At 60.1% G+C, this 19575-nt stretch carries 25 protein-coding genes and 1 pseudogene; 15 read left to right on the plus strand and 11 right to left on the minus strand.

The features are described 5' to 3' along the window. The first annotated feature begins 6 nt into the window (after nucleotides 1-6). Nucleotides 7-285 carry a hypothetical protein gene (locus tag C404_RS60015; protein WP_152524457.1) on the plus strand — a complete coding sequence of 93 codons (279 nt, stop codon included), beginning with the start codon at nucleotides 7-9 and terminating at the stop codon, nucleotides 283-285. Here the strand turns inward: C404_RS60015 and C404_RS58875 are convergent. Next, nucleotides 259-1212 carry a LysR family transcriptional regulator gene (locus C404_RS58875; RefSeq protein WP_021195724.1) on the minus strand — a complete coding sequence of 318 codons (954 nt, stop codon included), beginning with the start codon at nucleotides 1210-1212 and terminating at the stop codon, nucleotides 259-261. The two genes, C404_RS60015 and C404_RS58875, sit on opposite strands and share 27 nt — an antisense overlap. Before the next feature lie 68 nt (nucleotides 1213-1280). On the opposite strand from C404_RS58875, the gene C404_RS46955 reads away from it, so the two are divergent. Together C404_RS46955 and C404_RS0130140 are read left to right on the plus strand one after the other, a co-directional pair. Then, nucleotides 1281-1991: an isochorismatase family protein gene (locus C404_RS46955; RefSeq protein ID WP_021195725.1), complete on the plus strand. Its 711-nt coding sequence runs from the start codon at nucleotides 1281-1283 to the stop codon at nucleotides 1989-1991. A gap of 41 nt (nucleotides 1992-2032) precedes the next feature. Beyond that, complete coding sequence (locus C404_RS0130140; RefSeq protein ID WP_021195726.1) at nucleotides 2033-2689, plus strand: superoxide dismutase; 657 nt, start codon at nucleotides 2033-2035, stop codon at nucleotides 2687-2689. Between the two features lie 105 nt (nucleotides 2690-2794). On the opposite strand, the gene C404_RS46960 is transcribed toward C404_RS0130140, so the two are convergent. Continuing rightward, entirely contained in the window at nucleotides 2795-3727 is a 933-nt protein-coding gene (locus tag C404_RS46960; protein WP_021195727.1) for a LysR family transcriptional regulator, read from the minus strand. A gap of 14 nt (nucleotides 3728-3741) precedes the next feature. On the opposite strand from C404_RS46960, the gene C404_RS46965 reads away from it, so the two are divergent. Then, nucleotides 3742-4602 (plus strand): type 1 glutamine amidotransferase domain-containing protein, encoded by an 861-nt coding sequence (locus C404_RS46965; RefSeq protein WP_198158895.1) that lies wholly within the window; start codon nucleotides 3742-3744, stop codon nucleotides 4600-4602. Between the two features lie 51 nt (nucleotides 4603-4653). Then, nucleotides 4654-5298, plus strand: a complete 645-nt coding sequence (locus C404_RS46970; RefSeq protein WP_031329623.1) for an NADPH-dependent F420 reductase — start codon at nucleotides 4654-4656, stop codon at nucleotides 5296-5298. 543 nt (nucleotides 5299-5841) lie between these two features. Here C404_RS46970 and C404_RS60020 read toward each other — a convergent pair. Then, nucleotides 5842-6138 (minus strand): hypothetical protein, encoded by a 297-nt coding sequence (locus C404_RS60020; protein ID WP_152524458.1) that lies wholly within the window; start codon nucleotides 6136-6138, stop codon nucleotides 5842-5844. Nucleotides 6139-6265: 127 nt separating this feature from the next. On the opposite strand from C404_RS60020, the gene C404_RS46975 reads away from it, so the two are divergent. Further along, nucleotides 6266-6874 (plus strand): DUF4304 domain-containing protein, encoded by a 609-nt coding sequence (locus C404_RS46975; RefSeq protein WP_021195731.1) that lies wholly within the window; start codon nucleotides 6266-6268, stop codon nucleotides 6872-6874. A gap of 88 nt (nucleotides 6875-6962) precedes the next feature. On the opposite strand, the gene C404_RS61030 is transcribed toward C404_RS46975, so the two are convergent. The 3 genes from C404_RS61030 to C404_RS46985 all read right to left on the minus strand — a co-directional run bounded on the left by C404_RS61030 (nucleotide 6963) and on the right by C404_RS46985 (nucleotide 8444). Beyond that, complete coding sequence (locus C404_RS61030; RefSeq protein ID WP_152524464.1) at nucleotides 6963-7145, minus strand: integrase core domain-containing protein; 183 nt, start codon at nucleotides 7143-7145, stop codon at nucleotides 6963-6965. An 8-nt stretch (nucleotides 7146-7153) separates the two neighbouring features. Beyond that, on the minus strand, nucleotides 7154-7549 hold the full coding sequence (locus C404_RS46980; protein ID WP_021195732.1) for a hypothetical protein: 396 nt from the start codon (nucleotides 7547-7549) through the stop codon (nucleotides 7154-7156). Nucleotides 7550-7790: 241 nt separating this feature from the next. Then, nucleotides 7791-8444: a hypothetical protein gene (locus tag C404_RS46985; RefSeq protein ID WP_152905869.1), complete on the minus strand. Its 654-nt coding sequence runs from the start codon at nucleotides 8442-8444 to the stop codon at nucleotides 7791-7793. 280 nt (nucleotides 8445-8724) lie between these two features. On the opposite strand from C404_RS46985, the gene C404_RS46990 reads away from it, so the two are divergent. Together C404_RS46990 and C404_RS46995 are read left to right on the plus strand one after the other, a co-directional pair. Further along, the gene (locus C404_RS46990; protein ID WP_232317399.1) at nucleotides 8725-9219 is read left to right on the plus strand and encodes an SDR family NAD(P)-dependent oxidoreductase; all 495 of its coding nucleotides are present in this window, start codon (nucleotides 8725-8727) and stop codon (nucleotides 9217-9219) included. A gap of 117 nt (nucleotides 9220-9336) precedes the next feature. Further along, entirely contained in the window at nucleotides 9337-9588 is a 252-nt protein-coding gene (locus C404_RS46995) for a DUF3562 domain-containing protein (protein ID WP_021195735.1), read from the plus strand. A 48-nt stretch (nucleotides 9589-9636) separates the two neighbouring features. On the opposite strand, the gene C404_RS47000 is transcribed toward C404_RS46995, so the two are convergent. Further along, complete coding sequence (locus C404_RS47000; protein WP_021195736.1) at nucleotides 9637-10017, minus strand: hypothetical protein; 381 nt, start codon at nucleotides 10015-10017, stop codon at nucleotides 9637-9639. A gap of 247 nt (nucleotides 10018-10264) precedes the next feature. On the opposite strand from C404_RS47000, the gene C404_RS47005 reads away from it, so the two are divergent. The 7 genes and pseudogenes from C404_RS47005 (at nucleotide 10265) to nadB (ending at nucleotide 14392) form a co-directional block, all read left to right on the plus strand. Then, nucleotides 10265-10585, plus strand: coding sequence for a hypothetical protein (locus tag C404_RS47005; RefSeq protein ID WP_021195737.1), 321 nt, complete (start codon nucleotides 10265-10267; stop codon nucleotides 10583-10585). A gap of 24 nt (nucleotides 10586-10609) precedes the next feature. Beyond that, the gene (locus C404_RS47010) at nucleotides 10610-10897 is read left to right on the plus strand and encodes a hypothetical protein (RefSeq protein ID WP_021195738.1); all 288 of its coding nucleotides are present in this window, start codon (nucleotides 10610-10612) and stop codon (nucleotides 10895-10897) included. Nucleotides 10898-10945: 48 nt separating this feature from the next. Next, the gene (locus C404_RS47015) at nucleotides 10946-11641 is read left to right on the plus strand and encodes an SOS response-associated peptidase family protein (protein ID WP_031329625.1); all 696 of its coding nucleotides are present in this window, start codon (nucleotides 10946-10948) and stop codon (nucleotides 11639-11641) included. Between the two features lie 74 nt (nucleotides 11642-11715). Then, nucleotides 11716-11979: pseudogene (locus C404_RS47020) on the plus strand (JAB domain-containing protein); the annotation flags it as partial. Nucleotides 11980-12170: 191 nt separating this feature from the next. Then, a complete protein-coding gene (rpmB, locus tag C404_RS47025; RefSeq protein WP_004631999.1) occupies nucleotides 12171-12404 on the plus strand; it encodes a 50S ribosomal protein L28 in 234 nt (77 codons plus the stop codon). Nucleotides 12405-12418: 14 nt separating this feature from the next. Then, entirely contained in the window at nucleotides 12419-12589 is a 171-nt protein-coding gene (rpmG, locus tag C404_RS47030; RefSeq protein ID WP_003262397.1) for a 50S ribosomal protein L33, read from the plus strand. Between the two features lie 201 nt (nucleotides 12590-12790). After that, a complete protein-coding gene (nadB, locus tag C404_RS47035) occupies nucleotides 12791-14392 on the plus strand; it encodes an L-aspartate oxidase (protein WP_021195741.1) in 1602 nt (533 codons plus the stop codon). Here the strand turns inward: nadB and nadC are convergent, their stop codons facing one another. The 4 genes from nadC to C404_RS47055 form a co-directional block, all read right to left on the minus strand. Continuing rightward, on the minus strand, nucleotides 14393-15286 hold the full coding sequence (nadC, locus tag C404_RS47040; RefSeq protein ID WP_031329629.1) for a carboxylating nicotinate-nucleotide diphosphorylase: 894 nt from the start codon (nucleotides 15284-15286) through the stop codon (nucleotides 14393-14395). After that, nucleotides 15283-16431: a quinolinate synthase NadA gene (nadA, locus tag C404_RS47045; protein ID WP_021195743.1), complete on the minus strand. Its 1149-nt coding sequence runs from the start codon at nucleotides 16429-16431 to the stop codon at nucleotides 15283-15285. Before nadA ends, nadC begins: the two co-directional genes overlap by 4 nt. A 191-nt stretch (nucleotides 16432-16622) precedes the next feature. Beyond that, entirely contained in the window at nucleotides 16623-17813 is a 1191-nt protein-coding gene (locus C404_RS47050) for a DesA family fatty acid desaturase (protein WP_021195744.1), read from the minus strand. Between the two features lie 368 nt (nucleotides 17814-18181). Continuing rightward, nucleotides 18182-19546, minus strand: coding sequence for a mechanosensitive ion channel family protein (locus tag C404_RS47055; RefSeq protein ID WP_021195746.1), 1365 nt, complete (start codon nucleotides 19544-19546; stop codon nucleotides 18182-18184). Nucleotides 19547-19575: the final 29 nt, after the last annotated feature.

Genomic DNA, 19575 nt, shown 5'->3' on the forward strand with positions numbered 1-19575 from the left:
AAAATCATGCAAACGAACGCCTCCAACGACGAAGGTATCGCCTCCATCTCCTTCCCAATCGCCAGCAAGCGGGCCAAAGTCGACGAAGAAACCATCATCTTCTTGAAGGGCGACACCAGGCTGCGAAGGCAGCTTCGTTGGGACAGCGAGATCAGCCAGGTCATTGCGGTCCCCGAAAAGGATCGACTTGATCGGCACGTTGCCAGATGGCGACGAAAATATGCTTCAGCACACCAGCCACGAGGCACATGGTGGTCGCTACGTTGCCGCCGTTCGCCGATTTGATTGCGGTTTGCGACGCCGCGTGGCGTTTGCCGGCTTCGTTAGACCCGCAGATAGACAGTCGCGGAGGTAACCGACAAACGATTGAATGCGGGGCGATTCTGCGTTGGCATGTGCAACGATAGCGTGCAAGATCAGCGGAGCGGGCTCCCAGCCCTGCAGCACGAGCGCCAGCCGACCGTCCGCAAGATACGGCGCCGCGACGAATTCCGGCAACGTCACGATTCCCTGACCAGCGCAGGCAGCGTTCGCCAGCACATTGCCGTTGTTGCATGAAAAGCGCCCATGGACGGGAAGTCGAATCACTTCACCTCTGCGCTTCAAAATCCACGTAGGGCCGGAGGAGAGGTTTCCGTATAGCAGGCACTCGTGTTTCAGCAGGCCTTCCGGCGTCAGGGGTGCGCCATGCCGGTCTAGATAATCGGGCGCTGCGCACAGCATGCGTTTGATCTGCCCAAGCTCGTCCGAATACAGTTCGGCATCCACTGACGGAGACAACCGGACCGTGACATCGGCCGTCGCCAACGGCGCGTCAGAAATTTCGTCGCTCAGTTGAAGCTCGAGTTCGATATCCGGATGGCTTTCGAGATAGCCGGGGATGTACGTCGAAAGCACGGCTTGCCCCCACATCAACGGGGCGTTGACACGGATCTTGCCGCGTACGCCACGCGCGTGAAACACCGTGTTCCGGTCTGCGGTGCGCAAGCCCTCTACTAGTGGCCGAATCTCTCTGACATAGGCCTCCCCTGCCTCGGTCAACGCGGCACGGCGCGTTGTCCGCTGGATAAGCACAACGTCCAAGCGCGCTTCCAGTTCGGCCACCGCCTTGCTGACATAGTCGCGCGACTTTCCAAGCCGCCGACCCGCGGCAGCAAAGCTTCCCGCATCCGCCGCGACGACGAGCGCTTCAAGCGTATCCAATTGATCCATTGTCTTTATTCAATAGACAAACTGTATCCGATTGTTCATCTAGTCACAGACAAAAGCAACGTCTATAAATGCAACCGTTTGATCTCGAGACGCTGCCACAACACCTGGCTGCGATCGCTCGCCGGCGGCGATTCGCTTTGTCGTTCGCTGCCCTCCACGTCTGCGCTCACAAGGATTACGCGATGAAAAACCTCTTCTCCCCGGACAACGCCGTCATGCTTCTGATTGACCATCAGCGGGGAACCATCAAGCTGGCAACGTCGACTCCCTATGAAGAGATTGTGCGCAACACGCGCGCATTGGCGCGCACGGCCATTGAGTCCGACATGCCACTCGTGCTGACATCCAGCCAGGAAGACCATTTCCAAGGGCTCCTCCTTGACGACATCCAGCACATTGCACCGCAGGCCTACGAGAACCGTATCAAGCGCCCCGGTGTCGTCGACTGCTGGATGTATGAGCCCTTCAAGCAGGCAGTACTGGCGACTGGTCGAAAGAAGATCATCATGGCCGGCCTGACCAACGACGTCTGCATCGTCTACCCCGCCATCAGCGCGGTGGAAGACGGCTTTGAGGTGCAGGTCGTTGCGGATGCAGGCGGCTCGCCCACACAGATGGCAGATCAGACCTCTCTTGATCGGATGGCGAAGCACGGCGTCACCATTACCACCACCAACCAGTTGTTGGCGGAGCTTGCAACCGACTGGGCCAGCCCGCGCGGCGCGGCAATCCAGACGATTCTCTATGAAGAGAACCTCAAACATCTCGTAGAGGCATAACGCGTGCAATCGGGGGCTCCATTCATGTCGAGCAAGTCGTTATGAACGCGTCAAGCGCAGGGGCGCTTGCCCCGTTCCTGTTGCCGCCGCCTCGTTACGCCGACAATGCCTTTGAGCCCCTGTTGAGCAGGAACGCCGTCAGACGCCTGCGTCAGGTGCAGCAGGCGCATGTCGACGCCGTCAACGCGGCACTTCGAGAGCACGATGCGTGGCTCGGCCAGACGATCGAGGCGTTGTTGCGTCGGTCTTCGGAAATGCCGGTCGCCCTGAAGCAAGTGGTACTCAACAGCGGTGCCGGTCATGCCAATCACCAGTTCTTCTGGAAGATTGTCCGCCCAGCACCGTTGCTGGATCCGTCGGGCCCGCTGCTGACGCACATCGAGAAACGGTTTGGATCGTTCGACGCGTTTCGCACCGTGTTCAAGGACGCTATGGTCGGCCTTGGCGGAGACGGCTGGGTCTTTCTTGTGATGGACCCGGAAAATGCGATGCACATGGACGTAATCGCACTACCGGGCAATGCAAACGTCCTTCCGCTCGGGAAAGCCGGACTGCTGGTGTGCGACGTCTGGCACCATGCATGGGCCGGAGACTATGCTGATCCAGAGGAATGGCTCGAGGCATTTTGGCGGCTTGTGGATTGGGAGGTGGTTGCCACGCGTCACGCCGGCATTTTGGCCGGCCTCAAGCAGTTGTAAGCCTGACCGCGCGTGGGAATTGGTCCCGCGTCGAAGGAGAGATGTACGACATCTCCAGGTGCCCGCACCAAGCCTGCCTACCCAGGTTGTGGCCGAAACCGACAGTCAGCCCGATGCCTGGCAATTCGCTGCGACCGACCTCCGCGCCCGTTCGGCCAAGCGCGGAAAGCTCTCGGCGGCAAAATCGATGAAGCTCCTGACCTTCGGTGCAAGGTAGCGGCTGCTTGGATACACGGCATGCACCTCCGCCGTGGGCGTGTGCCAATCGGCCAGCACGCGCACGAGGCGCCCCGCCTCTACTTCAGGCCCCGCCACCATCAACGGGAGCCGGCCAATACCGAGCGAACCGAGCACGGCGTCACGCACCGCAAAGCTGTTGTTCACACGCAGCCGCGGCACGGTATCGATGGACAGTTGCTGACGCGCTTGCGCAAGAGTCCAGCCCGCGCGGTGCGAGCCGGCAGAAAACATGATGAGGCTATGCGCGTCCAGCTGATCTGCGGATTGCGGCACGCCGTGCCGTTGCAGATAGCGCGGACAGGCAAACAGGCCATACTCCAACTCGCCCAACTTGCGCGCCACGAGCCGGCTCTCGGGCAGCGGCCCGATGCGGATAGCCAGATCGAACCCTTCATGCACAAGGTCGATTACACGAGACGTGTATTCCACATCGCACGACACCATCGGGAACCGCGCCAGAAACTCCTGCACCCAGCCAGTGACGGCCAGCATGCCGAATTCAACACCGCAAGTCAGGCGTAGCTGTCCGCGCGGTTCGCTCTGCGCGTGTTGCGCAACGCGGCGCGTCTCCTCCACCGCAGCAAGAATGCCGACCGATCGCTCAAACACCTCCCGGCCAGTTTCCGTGACCGAAAGCGTGCGCGTTGTCCGCTCCAGAAGCTTGGCACCCAGCTCGGCCTCGATCTGCGCAAGCACCCGGCTCAGGTAGCCCTTGTTCGTGCCCAAAAGCTCGGCTGCACGGGTAAAACTGCCCGATTGCACCACTTTTACGAAGATCTCCAGCTGCGCGAGCGTCATGAATTGTTGCCCTTATGGATAACGATGAGTCGCTTTATTGTGTATTTAACTTCCCGGAGAAAACAACAACAATTCCCACATCCAGCCCTGCACAGAGACAGCCCATGAGCCTGCAAGACCCCAATCCCCTGAATCCGAATACGCCAAAGCGGGTTGCCATTGTTCTATCCAACCCTGCCGTGTCCACCACGACAGGCTGGCCCGTGGGCTTCTGGTGGAGCGAGCTGACGCACCCGTACTTTGCATTCAGTGAAAAGGGCTACGAAGTGGCGCTCTTCAGCCCTAACGGCGGCGCCTGCGAGGCCGACGCCATGAGCGCCCCGGGTGACGCAAGCGGGTACTCCGCGAACGACTTAATCAGCCAGGGCTTTATCCATACGCCGCGCTTGCGCGCACTGGTCGACTCCACCCGCAAGGTCGACGAAATAGACGTCGAGGCATTTGACGCCATCGTGGTGGCCGGCGGCCAAGCGCCGATGTTCACCATGGAAGCGGCCGTCAACCTGCATGCAAAGTTTGTGGAGTTCTACATGGCAGGCAAGGTGGCGGCGGCGCTATGTCACGGCGTGTCGATTCTGAACTTTGCGAGGTTGCCATCAGGGGAATACCTGGCCAAGGGCAAGACGGTAACCGGGTTTGCCAATGTCGAAGAGGCATTTGCCGATGACGCCGTCTGGAACATGAACCTGCTCTCGCGCGATCGCCATGTCATGCCGTGGTGCATTGAAGATGCGATGCGCCGCATCGGCGCGAACTATGTGCAGGCCGGTTTGTGGCGCAGCTTCGCCGTACGCGATGGCAACCTCATCACGGGCCAGCAAAATTTCTCGGGCATGGAGACGGCGGAGCTTGTCATCCGGGCGCTGGGCGAATAACGGTCTGAATCACGGCTTTCATTACCCCCTTCCATGCAACCATCTCAATCCATGCCAGTCGCGATTCTTGGAGCCGGCCAAGTCGGTCAGTCACTCGGTTCGGCGCTTCTTGCCGCCGGATACCCCGTGCGTTTCGGTGTGCCCGAGCCGGAAAAATATCGGCATCTGGCAACAGCGACCGAAGACCGCAGTGTGGTGGTCACGACCGTAGAAGACGCTATTGAAACGGCGGACCTCGTCATCCTGGCAACGCCGTATGCAGCCGCGCTCCAGATCGCACGGGCCATCCCTCAGTGGACAGGCCGAATCTTGGTGGACGCGACCAATCCGATCGCGCCAGGGCTGGTGGGCCTTTCGATCGGCACGACCAGTTCAGGCGCCGAGGAAATCGCCAGGGCAGCACCCACCGCGCGCGTCGTCAAGGCCTTCAACACCACCGGCTTTGAAAATATGCGCGACCCACGCTATCCCGGCGGCAACCTGTTCATGCCGGTGGCCGGCGACGACGCCGCCGCGCGGCAGCGTGTGATGGCGTTGGCTATGGCCCTGGGATTCGACGCGGTCGACATGGGCGAACTGAAAGCCGCGCGCTACCTCGAACCGTGGGCCATGGTGTGGATCGAGATGGCGCTCAAGCTTGGCCATGGCCGGCACTTCGGTTTCGTGCGCATGCGGTCCATGAACGCAGACACGTAAACGCGCCAACGGAATGACAGAACTCCGGCAGACACACTTCGTTTGGAATCACAACGCCAAACGCCACCCTCCCGATACCGCACTGAACCGCGCAGAACACGGAATCGAATATCGGAAGTGTGTGCGATGTGGAGCAACCTATGTCTTATCGCTTTCAAACCACAGACAGCGCCCTCGTGCTGCTAGCCCTCGCCTTCCCGTCCGCGAGTCATGGGGAATTTGTGTATGGCTACGAATTGAATACCCAGGTCCATTCGCGCCATCCCGCCCCAAAGGCTCAGGGCGATGAGCCCCGGAACAATCGCGGTATCTCTCCATCGCAAGGCGCGCCCGGCGCTTCTGCCGCTGCCGACGAGCGCGGCCAGCCGGACGACGCCTCGTGCCAAGGCAGCCAGATGGACACGACGCGAACGCCAACGTGCAGCAATCGTGCTCGCTAGCTCCACCGGCGCGCCAACATCATGGCCCTGCAATCCGCGCGGGCCCGTTTTATCGACGACAATAGCGGCGGTTCCAGCGCGTTTTCACCCGCGAGATCCAGCATCAAAACTGATAAGCAAGAATTGCTCCGACAATCCAGTTGCGCCCGGGAGCTCCCTCAAAGTAGCGACCCTGCCCCGTGTTTGATGCGCCTGACGCATCATTGACGATCAACGAGCCGATATAGCGTTTGTTGAAAAGGTTGCCTACGCAGAAGATGAGGATCATCGGCGAGTTGCTGCCCCATCGATGGGCGCCGAAGGTGGTACCTTGCTGGCCCGCAACTTCATTCACAGCAAAACGCCCTCGCCGGGTGCCTACAGCCAACCAAGCTACGCGATTGCCTTCCTGGATGAGCAATTCTTTGTCTTGAAGAGCTGAGGGCTCTTTGAACTCTCACTTGCTCTTTTATTTCTGGTGACGATCGTGTTGTATGGGGCATCCATATTTGCGATAGTGAATGAAAGCCAATAGGTGAAACTACGCTATGGATAAGAAAGCGGTGAGCCGCGAGTTGCGCGAGCAGTTTTTTCCATGTCTCACGAATGCGGGATTCAAACGAAATGGCGACATCGCACGACGTGAGCTTCCTGGCGGGGTGGTGCACGTGGTCGAGATACAGCATCGTGCTCGGGGTCACGTATTTCAGGTCAAACTCGGCGCACATCTCCTTGCCCTGGGCGATATCGCCGGCGGTGAATTACCGGCCCCACAGGCGTTCCGTGACTTCGATTGCGCTTGGCGTGGATCAATCATCTCTGGCTTCCGAAATGATTCCGATGCCGAGTTCGCGTATGGCGCGACAGAGCAGGATGCAACGGAGTCGGTTGCTTTCCTCGTATCCGAGTGGCCCCGGCAATCTGATGCATTTTTCGCTCCATTCGCTGCATATCCCAGAACTTTCCACAATGCGGCCCGAGCCGTGGCAGCGAATGCGGAGCTACACCATCCGGCGCATTTGCTGACGTGGGCGCGGGTTGCACACATCCTTGGGGACTCATTACTCGAGCGTTGCATCGCCGAGGTGGCACTACCGCGTGTACCCGAGCGCGCGGTGTCGCTGCGCGAGAATCTACAGGCAATTATCGAACGGTGAGGAACTGTTCAATTCGCTCAATCGCCACCTTCAAGTTGCCTTCGCCGGGGGCTTACATCGACGTAGGTAGATACATCCTCGTTGTGCCTTAACAACTCCACGCATTGCTTGAGCGCACGAGCGAGCTGCGAGGCCGCTCGGTGTTGTACTCGATGCGCCATTTCGCAATCAGTTTCCTGGCAACTACGCGGCTTGAGCTGCCTTCTCGGCGGCACGCCAGCTCTGTGCAGTTGACGCACCGAATTTGGCATTTGCGAGCAAAAAAAAACAGCCTGCGTTCTACCGCTCATTTTGGCTTTCGGCCCCGCCCGCGCAAAACATCACCCTATTTTGGAGATATACGTTCTTGCAGCTGGTTTGACGCTGCGCGGGTGGGTCAGCCCAGAGGTCGGGGTCGTCCATCTCCGCTATCCAGCAGAACTGCAAGTCTCCAAGTTGGATGCGAATCATCTGCAGCTTGATTCCATCGTCGAGCGGGATATATCCAAAACCGAGACTGCCTTTTCCGATTTTTGGCCCCAGAAAATGCTTCTGCTTTTCCCCAATATGGCACGTCAACACAGGAAGATTTCCAGGCAATCCGCGCGCATTCTTGAACTCCACTCCAAATGACTGGAGCTCCTTCAGTTCACCGATTGCCAGAAAGCTCGTTCCCGTCGTGAATTCCGTTTCCACTTCTTCAATCCTACATAAATTTTTAAAGGTAAGCACGCCATCGAATCAAACTCTGCAGATCATTCCCCTTTTGGCATAGACGCACCGACAAGGAAATCAGAATCTGCTATTTGATATGGCGTGCGGAAGATCTGCTTCTACCCTGCCCCGCAAGCAGCTTGATCTGGGTGATTTCCTGTCGAGGATGGCCTGAACTTCAGGCCACGGTTAGCCATGTGACAACTATGACGTCTAACTCGTATCAGTGCTTTGCTTCCTGCAATTGCCACAAGGGCAAGTGCTCCAGCGGAGAACGCGCAGAATTCACCCACTCACTAGGCGATAGGACCAACTTGACGTCCTTCATGTCGTCGGGACGGGGAACTGGCGGCACCCGATTAGTCATGTAAGGATATGCGGCTTGGTGGCCCTTGGCGTACTCAACCATACTGGCCCAAGGCTCCACGTCACCCCACATATCGTTCTTGTGCAGCAGTTCGCGCGGCTCTTCCATGGCGCAATCCGGCATCTCCGGCATATATGTCCGGTAGACCCATTCATTGTCCAGCTCAACGCCGATAACAATCGGCAGGAACTTCGACTCCTTCCACAAATAAATGTCCTGCCAAGTATCCTGGTCCTGCGCGTCAGCAAGCCAGAGAACTTCGAGTTCGCCGACCGACAGTTTCATCTTAATAACCGGATGCCTGCCAAGCACGACGCTTTCAAAGGTCATTGTCGCAGGCGACAAATCCTCCGGCAGGCTGGCCAGGCTCGCCGCATTCATCGAGCAGGTCAGCGCCGCCACAGATATAGGCATTCCGTGTGGAATCTCCGGTGTAGGGCAGAATTTCATGAAGAAAGTCAGGGAACCGACGGCATGTACGCCATCACCAAAATCGTTCATTCTTTTCATATCACTTGCAGTTGTTGGTTTATCGCACGACACATGGTCGCAAGTACCCTGCGGCCGCCGATAATGGCGACCGCTGTCTGATCAAAGAGTGATGACGTACTCAGCAAACTCGAGATGCTGAGGGGCGTTTTCTGAAAGCCACGAAAACTGCCTCGTATGCGAGGAGTGCCGACAAGGAAATCAAGATCTGTTATTTGGTATAGCGCGCGGAAGATCATTTTCTGCCTTTAAGCACAACGGCGTAATTAGGCGATTTCCTGTCGCGGATGACCGCATATTAATGGGCGAACCACGTAAAAAGAAGAGCTTCGATGCCTCCCTTTGGAGGGATTGCGAAGCTGTTTGGAAAAACTGGTGCGAATTAGTAGTTAAATTTTTTATTAGAGTAACTCCTCTAATTCCAGATTTTCGAGACCATTGGCACAATATGGCGACGCCTCGGGCGTTGCCTTTTGTGGCCACGGACGATGGGCGAAGTACCCCGGTCGCAGCGCGCGGACTGCCCGCCAAGAGCAGCTACCACGCCCGTCTGGTCGAGAGTGAGGGGGGCCGCGCCGCAGCCATCGAAGCCAACAGCACCGATCCCGAGGCCATCAGCCGAGCGGTGGCGCAGGCAGTCGAACGATTTGGCGCGATCAGCGTCGTGGTGGTCAACGCCGGCATTTTGACTATGCGCACTATTGATGCGGTTTCCCTGGAGGAGCTTGACAGGATGCGCGACATCAATGTGCGTGGGGTATTTCTCTCCATTCAGGCAACGGCCCCCATTTGGTGAATGGGGGGCAGGTCATCACCAGTCTGGCCATGCTCGCCTCAGTGGCCGCGAGTTGCGGACGGGCCGATCCCTGAGGACCTGGCCGAGCTATCATGAAAAGTCGGGAAACTCGAAGTCGTGGCAAGCGCCACGGAAGACATGAACGTCCCTGAGCTTCACGAAGCGCACTACGCTTACGTGCGCGACATTGCCGACAGGGTTGGTTTGCCGCCAGAAGTGGTCGCACCGGTCTTTCGCGAGACGCTGCTGACGCTGACTGCGGAGGCAACGGTAGAAACGTACGTGGTTCTGCTCGCAGCCAAGAAAACGTTGTCGAAGCTTAAGAGCACGGCTGCCAGTGGCAGCGCCCCCTTTCGTGGTAACTATTGAGCAGGCCAGAGTAAGCGGGCGCAGCTTCGTGACTATTTGAGCGAGACACTACGCAGCCCAAACCATATCCACGTCGCGCAGCAAGTGACCACCAAGAATGTAGTCACCCAGCTTTGCTGCTTTCGCCTCAAGTTGAGTTAGCTCGGCAGCAGGTAGATTGTCCAGATCGAATTGGCAGTAGAGATTCCGCTGCCGGAATGAGGTCTTCGCACGCGCAAGTCCAGCAGCCAGTGCTTCCAGTGATTTGACCGCGATACTCTCGTGCCCTCGGAACTCGACACGAACGCCTACAGCCCGCCCGAGCCGGCCAAGCTCAACGGCGTCTTGCCAACCTGACTCGTAGTCCAGTTCGACAACTGCGACACCGCCAGACCCCACCAGCCGCAGGGCCTCTTCCTTGGTACCGGCGCGCGCCGTGGTTGTCGTCATATGGCCGTTCCGCGGAATTCGCGAGGGCATGCGTACCCCTTGTTCTGTTTGCATCATCTTTTTGTTCGAGCGCACTCAGATGGGCGCTGCCTGCTTGGTTGAGCCGACCGCTATTGGCCATCACTTGGACGAGAGGTCAGCTGCACTCGCCGCGCGTTGTTGGCGGCTCATCCGCCACATCGAGCGGGCGCTCATTGACGGGATGTCTTTGGCCTCAGATACTGGATAAATATACAGTATCTCAGCCATGCCAGCACGTGACGTTCCCACCTCCGCAAACCAGCGTAAGAAGCTCTCTTCAGCAGCGCTTCGCGCCGTCTGGCAGCGCAATCCCACGCCCGACGTGCGCGACCTGCTCTGGGAAATCTATCGTCTGCAAGACATCGCCAGACAGGCGTACGGCGTTCTCACGCTGGCGCGGCTGTGGGGCATCGATAAGCCCTTCTTGGCGAGATTGAATGCGCTTGATTCGGCATTGTTCGCCGAGCCAAGCCTCTGGGAGCGGCCGATTAGTTGGTCGACGGAAGAAGAGCAGGCGTTGAAACGCCTGTCGCGTGGCCGGCGGTAGCGTTACCGCGTTGGGGGATTCCACATGTCGTTTCCACTACGGCGCCGCTTCCCGCCGCTCACCAGAAGGCGCCTGCAGGAAATTCAGCAGCAGTATGGCCACGACCCTGTTGTGCGCCGACTGCTATGGGAAATCAAATGCCTGCAGGTTGTCATCATGCGCGCACGGCAGCTCGAGCAGTCACTGCCGCCGGGTGAAGGCACAACCGATACAGGCCTCATCCTTGGCGCGCTTCGAGACGAATTGGCGGCTGAGTCCTGGTTGCGGGAGTGGGAGTACGAGATAGACACGTGCGGAAAGATGCCACCATGAAGAATGCCTACAATGGTCCATCGCGTCCTGGGCATGGGGAGGAGCGTGATGTGTACCAACTACTCGCCGGCGAAGGTCGAACGCTTGAGGGTGCTCCTGGGCCTTGGTCCTCCGCTTGAGTACCCGCCAGAGACATTCCCTGATTACGATTCCCCGCTCATCCTCATCAACAAAGACGGCAAGCAGGACTGCGTCGTAGCCAACTTTGGATTCGCGCCCGCCGAGTACGCCCGCGCGGGCATTCCCAATCCAGTGAACGCGCGTGCAGAAACCGTGGCCACCAATCGAATGTTCGGCAAGTACTGGAGAGCTTGCAATCTCTGCATCGTGCCCGTCGAGGCCATCTACGAGCCCTGCTACGAGTCGGGTCACAACGTGCGGCACAAAATCTGGATTAAGGGTGAAGCCGAGTTCGGTATCGCTGGCGTCTGGCGCACTTGGGAGTCGCCCGCAGGTGGACCGCCACGTTACGCGTTTGCAATGCTGACGCTGAACGCAGACGACCACGCCATCTTCAAACGCATGCACAAGCCGACCAACCCAGATGGCACTCCAAACGAAAAGCGCGGGGTTGTCATGTTGAGGCGCGACCGATGGGGTGAGTGGCTGGCTTGCCGGGACCAGGAGGTGGCTCGAACCTTCCTGTCGCTCTATCCGGCGGAGTTGATCGAGGCAGCGCCTGCGCCACTAGAGAAGAAGCCAAAGGCGCAGAATCCGCGATCCGCGAGCGGCGATCTGTTTTGAAGTCGGACAAAAAAGGCCAGTAATACCGGGACTTTCCCCCTAGCTACCAAAGACCGTTGCACACTTTGGACGCGCAAAAGCTATTTCGCATATCTAGCACGGTAACCGAGGCACGCGTCTACCCGCGCGAAATTGCCAAGCGCGCTCTGCATCACAATGCGGCAGCCGTCATCCTGGCCCACAACCACCCCACCGGCCACGCCGAACCCAGCGAATCCGACATCGTCCTGACCCGCGAGCTATGCCGCGCGCTGGCGTTGCTTGACGTGATCGTTCTGGATCACATGATCGTCGGTCGCACCACGGTCTATGGCTTTCTGGAACACGGCAAGATGTAGCGCTGACGCCGCCTCACAGGTTGCACAACGGCAATCCACTGATCTCGTTGATTTGCCAGCCGTTTTGTGTGTATAATCCGCGTTTCGCTGAAGTCCCACCTCTACAGTGGCGCTGCGCTTGGTTTGGTCAAGGTCTGGCCAAAAGCGCCCGGTCGCAAACTGTAGCCAACGTATTTAGTTAGGAGTGCTCCATGGCACGCGTCTGTCAAGTGACCGGGAAAGCGCCGATGGTCGGCAATAACGTTTCCCACGCAAACAACAAGACCAAGCGCCGTTTTCTGCCGAACCTGCAGAACCGCCGCTTCTGGGTCGAATCCGAAAACCGCTGGGTGAGCCTGCGCGTCTCGAACGCCGGTCTGCGCCTGATCGATAAAAAAGGCATCGACGAAGTGCTCGTGGATCTGCGCGCACGCGGCGAAGTCTAATTAGGAGTTAACTCATGGCCAGCAAAGGCGGACGCGACAAGATCAAGCTGGAATCGACCGCAGGTACGGGTCATTTCTACACGACCACCAAGAACAAGCGCACCAAGCCGGAAAAGATGGAGATCATGAAGTTCGATCCCGTCGCCCGCAAGCACGTCGCTTACAAGGAAACCAAGATCAAGTAATCCTCGCGATTGCATTGTCTTGTTTCCGTCGGCACGACCGACAGCAAAAACCCGCTTCAAGGCGGGTTTTTTGTTGCCTGTCGCATTTGCCCGCAGGGGCGCGAGGCGCGGTGTACACTGCTTCTCTTTTCGATTGACACGCGACTGTGCTAGGGCTTGCCCCGGTCCGCAGCCGCGTCTGCCCAGCGTCTCGCGTCTCCCATGAATTTCGATGTTGCCGTTGTCGGCAGCGGCCTGGCGGGCCTGACCGTCGCCCTGCACCTCGCCGATCACCGCCGTGTGGTCGTCATCAGCAAACGCAGCCTGCCGGAAGGCGCCAGCGATTGGGCGCAGGGTGGCATTGCCGCCGTGCTAGATTCGGGCGACAGCCATGACGAGCACGTCGACGACACGCTCATCGCCGGTGCTGGCCTATGCGACGAGGCTGCCACGCGCTACATCATCGAGAACGGGCGCTCAGCCATCGAATGGTTAATCGGACACGGCGTGCCGTTCACGCGTGACGAGCAGGCTGAACTCGGCTTCCACCTCACGCGCGAAGGCGGCCATCGTCACCGCCGCATCATTCACGCCGCGGATGCCACCGGCCATGCCGTGGTGACGACGCTGGTGGAAAAAGTCCGCAATCACCCGAACATCACGCTACTGGAAGACCACTTCGCGATCGACCTGATTACCGATGCAAAGCTGGGCCGGCCAGGTATGCATTGCCACGGTCTGTACGTGCTCGACTGCAAGAGCGGGCGAGTCAAAACGCTTACCGCCAGCCAGACCGTGATGGCCACCGGCGGCGCGGGCAAGGTCTACCTTTATACGACGAACCCGGATACGGCCAGCGGCGACGGCATCGCCATGGCGTGGCGCGCGGGCTGCCGCGTGGCGAACATGGAGTTCATCCAGTTCCACCCGACCTGCCTCTACCACCCGTTCGCCAAATCCTTCTTGATTACCGAAGCCGTGCGTGGTGAGGGCGGCAAGCTGATCCTGCCGGATGGCACACGCTTCATGCCCGCACACGATGAACGCGCCGAACTGGCCCCGCGCGATATCGTTGCCCGCGCCATCGACTTTGAGATGAAGAAGCGCGGCCTGGACTGTGTGTACCTCGACATCAGCCACCAGAGCCCCGCATTCCTCCAGGAACATTTCCCAACCATCCTGGCGCGCTGCCTGGAGTTGGGCATCGACATCACGCGCCAGCCGATTCCGGTGGTGCCCGCCGCGCACTACACATGCGGCGGCGTGGTGACCGATCACATCGGCCGCACAGACATCACCGGCCTGTACGCCGTGGGAGAAACGGCCTACACCGGCCTGCACGGCGCCAACCGGCTGGCGAGCAATTCGCTGCTGGAATGCATGGTGATCGGGCGCGGCGCGGCAGAAGACATCCTTGCCCAACCCCAGTCAAAGCCAACTGCCATTCAGATGCCGGCGTGGGATGAGAGCCGCGTGACAGACGCCGATGAAGAAGTCGTCGTCTCGCACAACTGGGACGAGCTGCGCCGCATGATGTGGAACTACGTCGGCATCGTGCGCACGAACAAGCGGCTCGAACGTGCGCAGCATCGCATTGCACTGCTGCGCGAAGAGATTGCCGAGTACTACAAGAATTTCCGTGTGAGCCACGATCTGCTGGAACTGCGCAACCTCGTCGAGGTGGCCTCGCTGATCGTCGACGGCGCGCTGTCAAGGCACGAGAGCCGCGGCCTGCATTTCTCGCGCGACTACCCCGAGACACTACCCAAGGCACTGCCGACGGTCATGCAGCCGACCCATCGGCAGATCGCCCGCAGGAACTAGTCAGACTGACTCGACGATACGCAGGGAGTAGTCGGTGGCGCGCACGTCCTTCGTGAGCGCGCCGACGGAGATGCGGTCCACGCCCGTCTCGGCAAATGCGCGGATCGTGTCGATGTTCACGCCGCCGGACACTTCCAGCAGCGCCCTGCCCGCCGTCACGCGCACGGCCTCCCGCATGGCGGGCGTGTCGAAGTTATCAAGCAGCACGGACGTGGCGCCGGCCGCCAGCGCTTCATCCAGCTGCGCGAGCGTTTCCACCTCAACCTGAATCGACACCCCGGTGTTCAGCGCCTGCGCTGCGCGCAGGGCTGCCGTCACGCCACCCGCCGCAGCGATGTGGTTTTCCTTGATGAGGATGCCGTCGTACAGCGCCAGGCGCTGGTTCTCGCCCCCACCGATGCGCACGGCGTACTTCTGCGCCAGGCGCAGACCGGGCATCGTCTTGCGTGTATCGAGCACGCGAGCGCGCGTACCCGCAATGACATCGGCATAGCGCGCTGTTGCGGTCGCCACGCCAGAGAGCAACTGCAGGAAATTCAGCGACGGGCGCTCGGCAGTCAGCAGCGAACGCGCCGGGCCCTCGATCTCGCACACCACCGAATCGGGCGACATGCGATCGCCCTCCTGCTGATGCCACGTCACGCGCAGCGACGGATCCACCGCGCGCATGCAGGCGTCAAACCAAGGCGTGCCGCACAGCACGGCGTCTTCACGCACGATCACGCGCGCACGCGCATGGCGATCGGCGGGAACCAGCAAGCCCGTGCGATCCCCCGTACCGACGTCCTCGGCAATGGCGGCGGCCACGTTAGCGGCCAGCGCTTCACGCAGCGCCGGGCCAAAACTATCGAAAATCGCCTGTGCGGCGTTCACGTTCATTTGAGTTGCCGTCATGCCGGGCCAATTCCTTGAAAGAGCTGTGCGTTGGCCGCCAGGTCACCCTGCGGTCGGACCGCGGCCTTCTCACGTGCGGAGAAATCAAGCATGCGGTCAATGCAGACCACGGCCTGTTTGCCGATCACTGGATCGACGTGAATTTCGTTGCGGCCGGTTTCCAGCACCTCGGCCAGGTTCGTGAGCGCATTCATCGCCATCCACGGGCAATGCGCGCAGCTCTTGCAAGTGGCGCTATTGCCGGCGGTCGGTGCTTCGATGAAGCGCTTGCCCGGCGCAGCCATGCGCATCTTGTGCAGGATGCCGTTGTCGGTCGCCACGATGAACTCCTGCGCCGACAGCGACTGTGCTGCCGCAATCAGTTGCGAGGTCGAGCCCACCACATCCGCCTGCGCCACCACCGAGGCTGGCGACTCCGGATGCACGAGGATCTTCGCGTTCGGGTGCTCAGCGCGCAGCAGGTCCAGCTCGACACTCTTGAACTCGTCATGCACCAGGCACGAGCCCTGCCACATCAACATGTCGGCGCCGGTCTGCTGCTGGATGTAGTTGCCAAGATGGCGGTCAGGCGCCCAGAGGATCTTCTTGCCCTGCTCGTGCAGATGCTTCACGATCTTCAGGCCGATGGAGGACGTCACCATCCAGTCCGCACGCGCCTTCACGGCGGCACTGGTGTTGGCATAGACGACCACGGTGCGATCCGGATGCGCATCGCAAAAAGCCGCGAACTCATCCGGCGGACAGCCCAGATCGAGCGAGCAGGTCGCATCCAGATCCGGCATCAGCACGGTCTTTTCCGGACTGAGGATCTTGGCGGTCTCGCCCATGAAGCGCACACCCGCCACCACCAGCGTCTTGGCCGAATGGTCGCGACCAAAGCGCGCCATCTCCAGCGAATCCGACACGCAGCCACCGGTTTCCTCGGCCAGGTCCTGCAGATCGGCATCCACGTAGTAATGCGCGACCAGCACGGCCTCCCGCTCCTTGAGCAGCCGTTTGATGCGGGCCTTCAGTTCATCGCGCTCCTCGCGCGACAACACGGGCGGCACCTTGGCCCAGGCATGGGCGACGCAGCTGGCGCCGGACTGCTCGTCGGTGAGCATGTCCGGGCGATCGAATTCAACCGTCTTGATGTGGGCTTCCATGATGATCTCCCCGTCCGGCAGGGCGCCGCGCAGGTGGCGTGGCAATGAAACGGACGGCGTGTGAGGAGGACACGTGCCGCGATGCGCTCTCGTGGGCGATTCGTGCGGCCTGTTAAACGTGTGATTGAACGCAGTTTACCCAAAAGAAAAGCCCCGCTGCGGAGCGGGGCTTCACCTATGAAACAGAAAACTCAGGCGTAGCGGCGCAGGCGCAGGGCAAATTCCTGCAGTGCATGGATACCGCTTTCCTCGGCGCGCTTGCACCAGTCCTGCAGTTGGTGCAGCAGTTGCTCACGCGTGGCGTTCGAACGGCCCCAGAGGGCGCCCAGCTCGCGGCGCATCTCAACAAAGGTGTGCAGCGACGAGTGATCCGACACGATTTGCGAGAGCTGCTCACGCTGCGGCGCGCCCAGTTTGGTTTCATCGCGGTGGAACCACTTGCGTGCCGGCTTCAGCGCACGGTATTCGACGTCGCGCGATTCCTTCAGTTTGGCCAGCTCCTGGCGGTAGGCGGTCTTAACCGTCTTGGCGTAACGGGCCATCACGTCGTAGCGGTTGGCGATGATGGCTTCCAGCGTGTTCTGGTCAACCGGTTTTGCATCCACAAAGCGTGCTTTGGGCGCCACCTTTTTGACCTTGGCCAAGCCAACGATCTCCAGCGCGCGGATGTAGCCCCAACCGATGTCGAACTCGTACCACTTGACCGAGAACTTGGCCGACGTGGCGTACGTGTGGTGATTGTTGTGCAGCTCTTCACCACCGATGATCAGACCCCACGGCGACACGTTGGTCGAGGCGTCTTCGCAGTCGAAGTTGCGATAGCCCCAATAGTGGCCCAGGCCGTTGATGATGCCGGCAGCATTGATCGGGATCCACAGCATCTGCACTGCCCATACCGTCAGACCAAGCGCGCCAAACATCAGCACGTCCAGGATCAGCATCAGGCCAACGCCTTGCCAGGTGAACTTGGAATACAGGTTGTGCTCGATCCAGTCGTCCGGCGTGCCGTGGCTGAACTTCTGGATGGTTTCCTGGTTCTTGGCCTCAGCGCGATACAGCTCGGCGCCTTCCAGCAGCACCTTGCGGATGCCGCGCGTTTGCGGGCTGTGCGGATCGTCTTCGGTTTCGCACTTGGCGTGGTGCTTGCGGTGGATGGCAGTCCATTCACGCGTGACCATACCGGTCGTCAACCACAGCCAGAAGCGGAAGAAGTGCGCGGGAATCGGATGCAGATCCAGCGCACGGTGCGCCATACAGCGGTGCAGGAAAATCGTGACAGCGGCGATGGTGATATGCGTCACCACCAGCGTGAAAATCAGGATTTGCCACCAAGCCCAATCCAGGGTGCCGTTGGCAAGGAAATTCAAAAAGGAGTCGATCAAAGTGGTCTCCGTGGTCAACTCGGGGTGATCAAAGCAGCCTAGGTCGCAAGCGACGTTGCTGCCTCTTGAGGCCATCCGCTGTCGCAGCGTTGCAACAGTGGGGTCGTCTTGGCGGGGAATCGGGTGTTGGCACCCGGCTTGCGCGTCACATCGGCGAGCGTTCCGTCGCCGGTCATGTGACCTCCGCCCCAGCGCAATGCAAGCGGTTTGCGGCGCTTTGCCGCAAGTAAAACACTGCGACGGTGCCGTCTGATCCTTTGTGGGAGCAGCCGACATTTTAACCGAATACCCCCTCTATTCCATGAGGGAAAACCGTCAGTTTGACCCAAAACAAACGGACATCGTTCCTGACGGCACTGTGCTAATCGTCAAGCCGGCGCAGATGGATCGACAGATGGGGCGCCCACATCACCTGAAGCACGTTGCTGCAGCGCCAGCGGCCCCAGCACACGCACTTCGCGCTGCGGATACGGAATCTCGATCCCCGCCTCCTTGAAGCGGCGATAGATGGCGCGGTTCAAGCCAGACTGCACGCCCAGCTTGCCGTTGTGCGGGTCATTGATCCACACGCCCAACTCATACTCGATGCCGCTGTCGGCAAACAAGGCCATGAAAGCGGCCGGCGCTGGATCGGTCAGCACGCGTGGGACGCCTTCGGCGCATTGCACGAGCAGCGCGAGCACCACTTCCGGATCCGCCGCATACGACGCCTGCACCCGCACCGCCACACGCACCGTGCCGCGCTCGTTATGGTTCTGCACCGCCTGCGCAACCATCAGCTCGTTCGGCACCAGCGTGTCGCCGTCGCCGTTGCGCACTACGGTGTAGCGCGTGCGGATTTGCGTGACGATGCCGGTATAGGTGCTGACCGTGATCTGATCGCCCAGCTTGAGCGAGCGCTCCAGCAGAATGATGAAGCCCGAGACGTAGTTGCTGGCGATCTTCTGCAAGCCGAAGCCCAGGCCCACACCCAGCGCGCCGCCAAACACCGACAGCACCGTCAGGTCGATCCCCACCAGCGACAGGCTCAGCAGCAGCGACACCAGCAGCAGCACCGCCTTGGCCACGCGCGAGAGCACCACCTTCAGGTTGGCGTCGATGGCCTTGGCGCGCGTGATACGGTTATCCAGCCACGAGCCGAACCACATTGCGACCAGCACGGTGAGCAGAATCCACACCGCCCCCATCAGCATGGCCGCGAGGCTCACCTTCTGCTTGCCGCCGATCGCGAACCTGATGCTGTCCAGATAATCGATCACGTCACCCAGCACGCCCAGCACGTAGAGCACCATGCCGATCCACATCAAGGTGGTCAGCACACGCTGAACCAGCACCAGCATGCCGTGCAGTTCACCATTGGCCGACAGCACGCGGCGCAGCACGTAAAACGTGAGGTACAGCATCGTCAGGCCGAACAGCGGAACCGCCGCCAGCCGGAACACGCTGATCGGCATGACCCCGACCAGCGCATAGCGCGCCCCAAGCACCAGCAGCCAGCCAATCAGCGGGAACATCGCCCGCTCCAGGCTCGACCACGCGAAGCGCAGCGCGAAGGTCTCATTCACGTGGCTGGCATGCAGGCGCCGCGCGATGGGCCGCGCCATCAACCAGGCCGCGCCCAGCAGCAGCACGAGCACGCCCAGTTGCCAGATGAAGCGCGGGCCGCCCAGATCGGAGACGATGTCGCCGATCATGTGGCCCAGTGCGATGTGGTTCAGAGGCAGTTCGTTCATCCGAGACGTCGATTACCGGGTGCGCTCAT

It is taken from the genome of Ralstonia sp. AU12-08 (assembly GCF_000442475.1).
In the GTDB taxonomy this organism is placed as follows: Bacteria; Pseudomonadota; Gammaproteobacteria; order Burkholderiales; family Burkholderiaceae; genus Ralstonia; species Ralstonia insidiosa.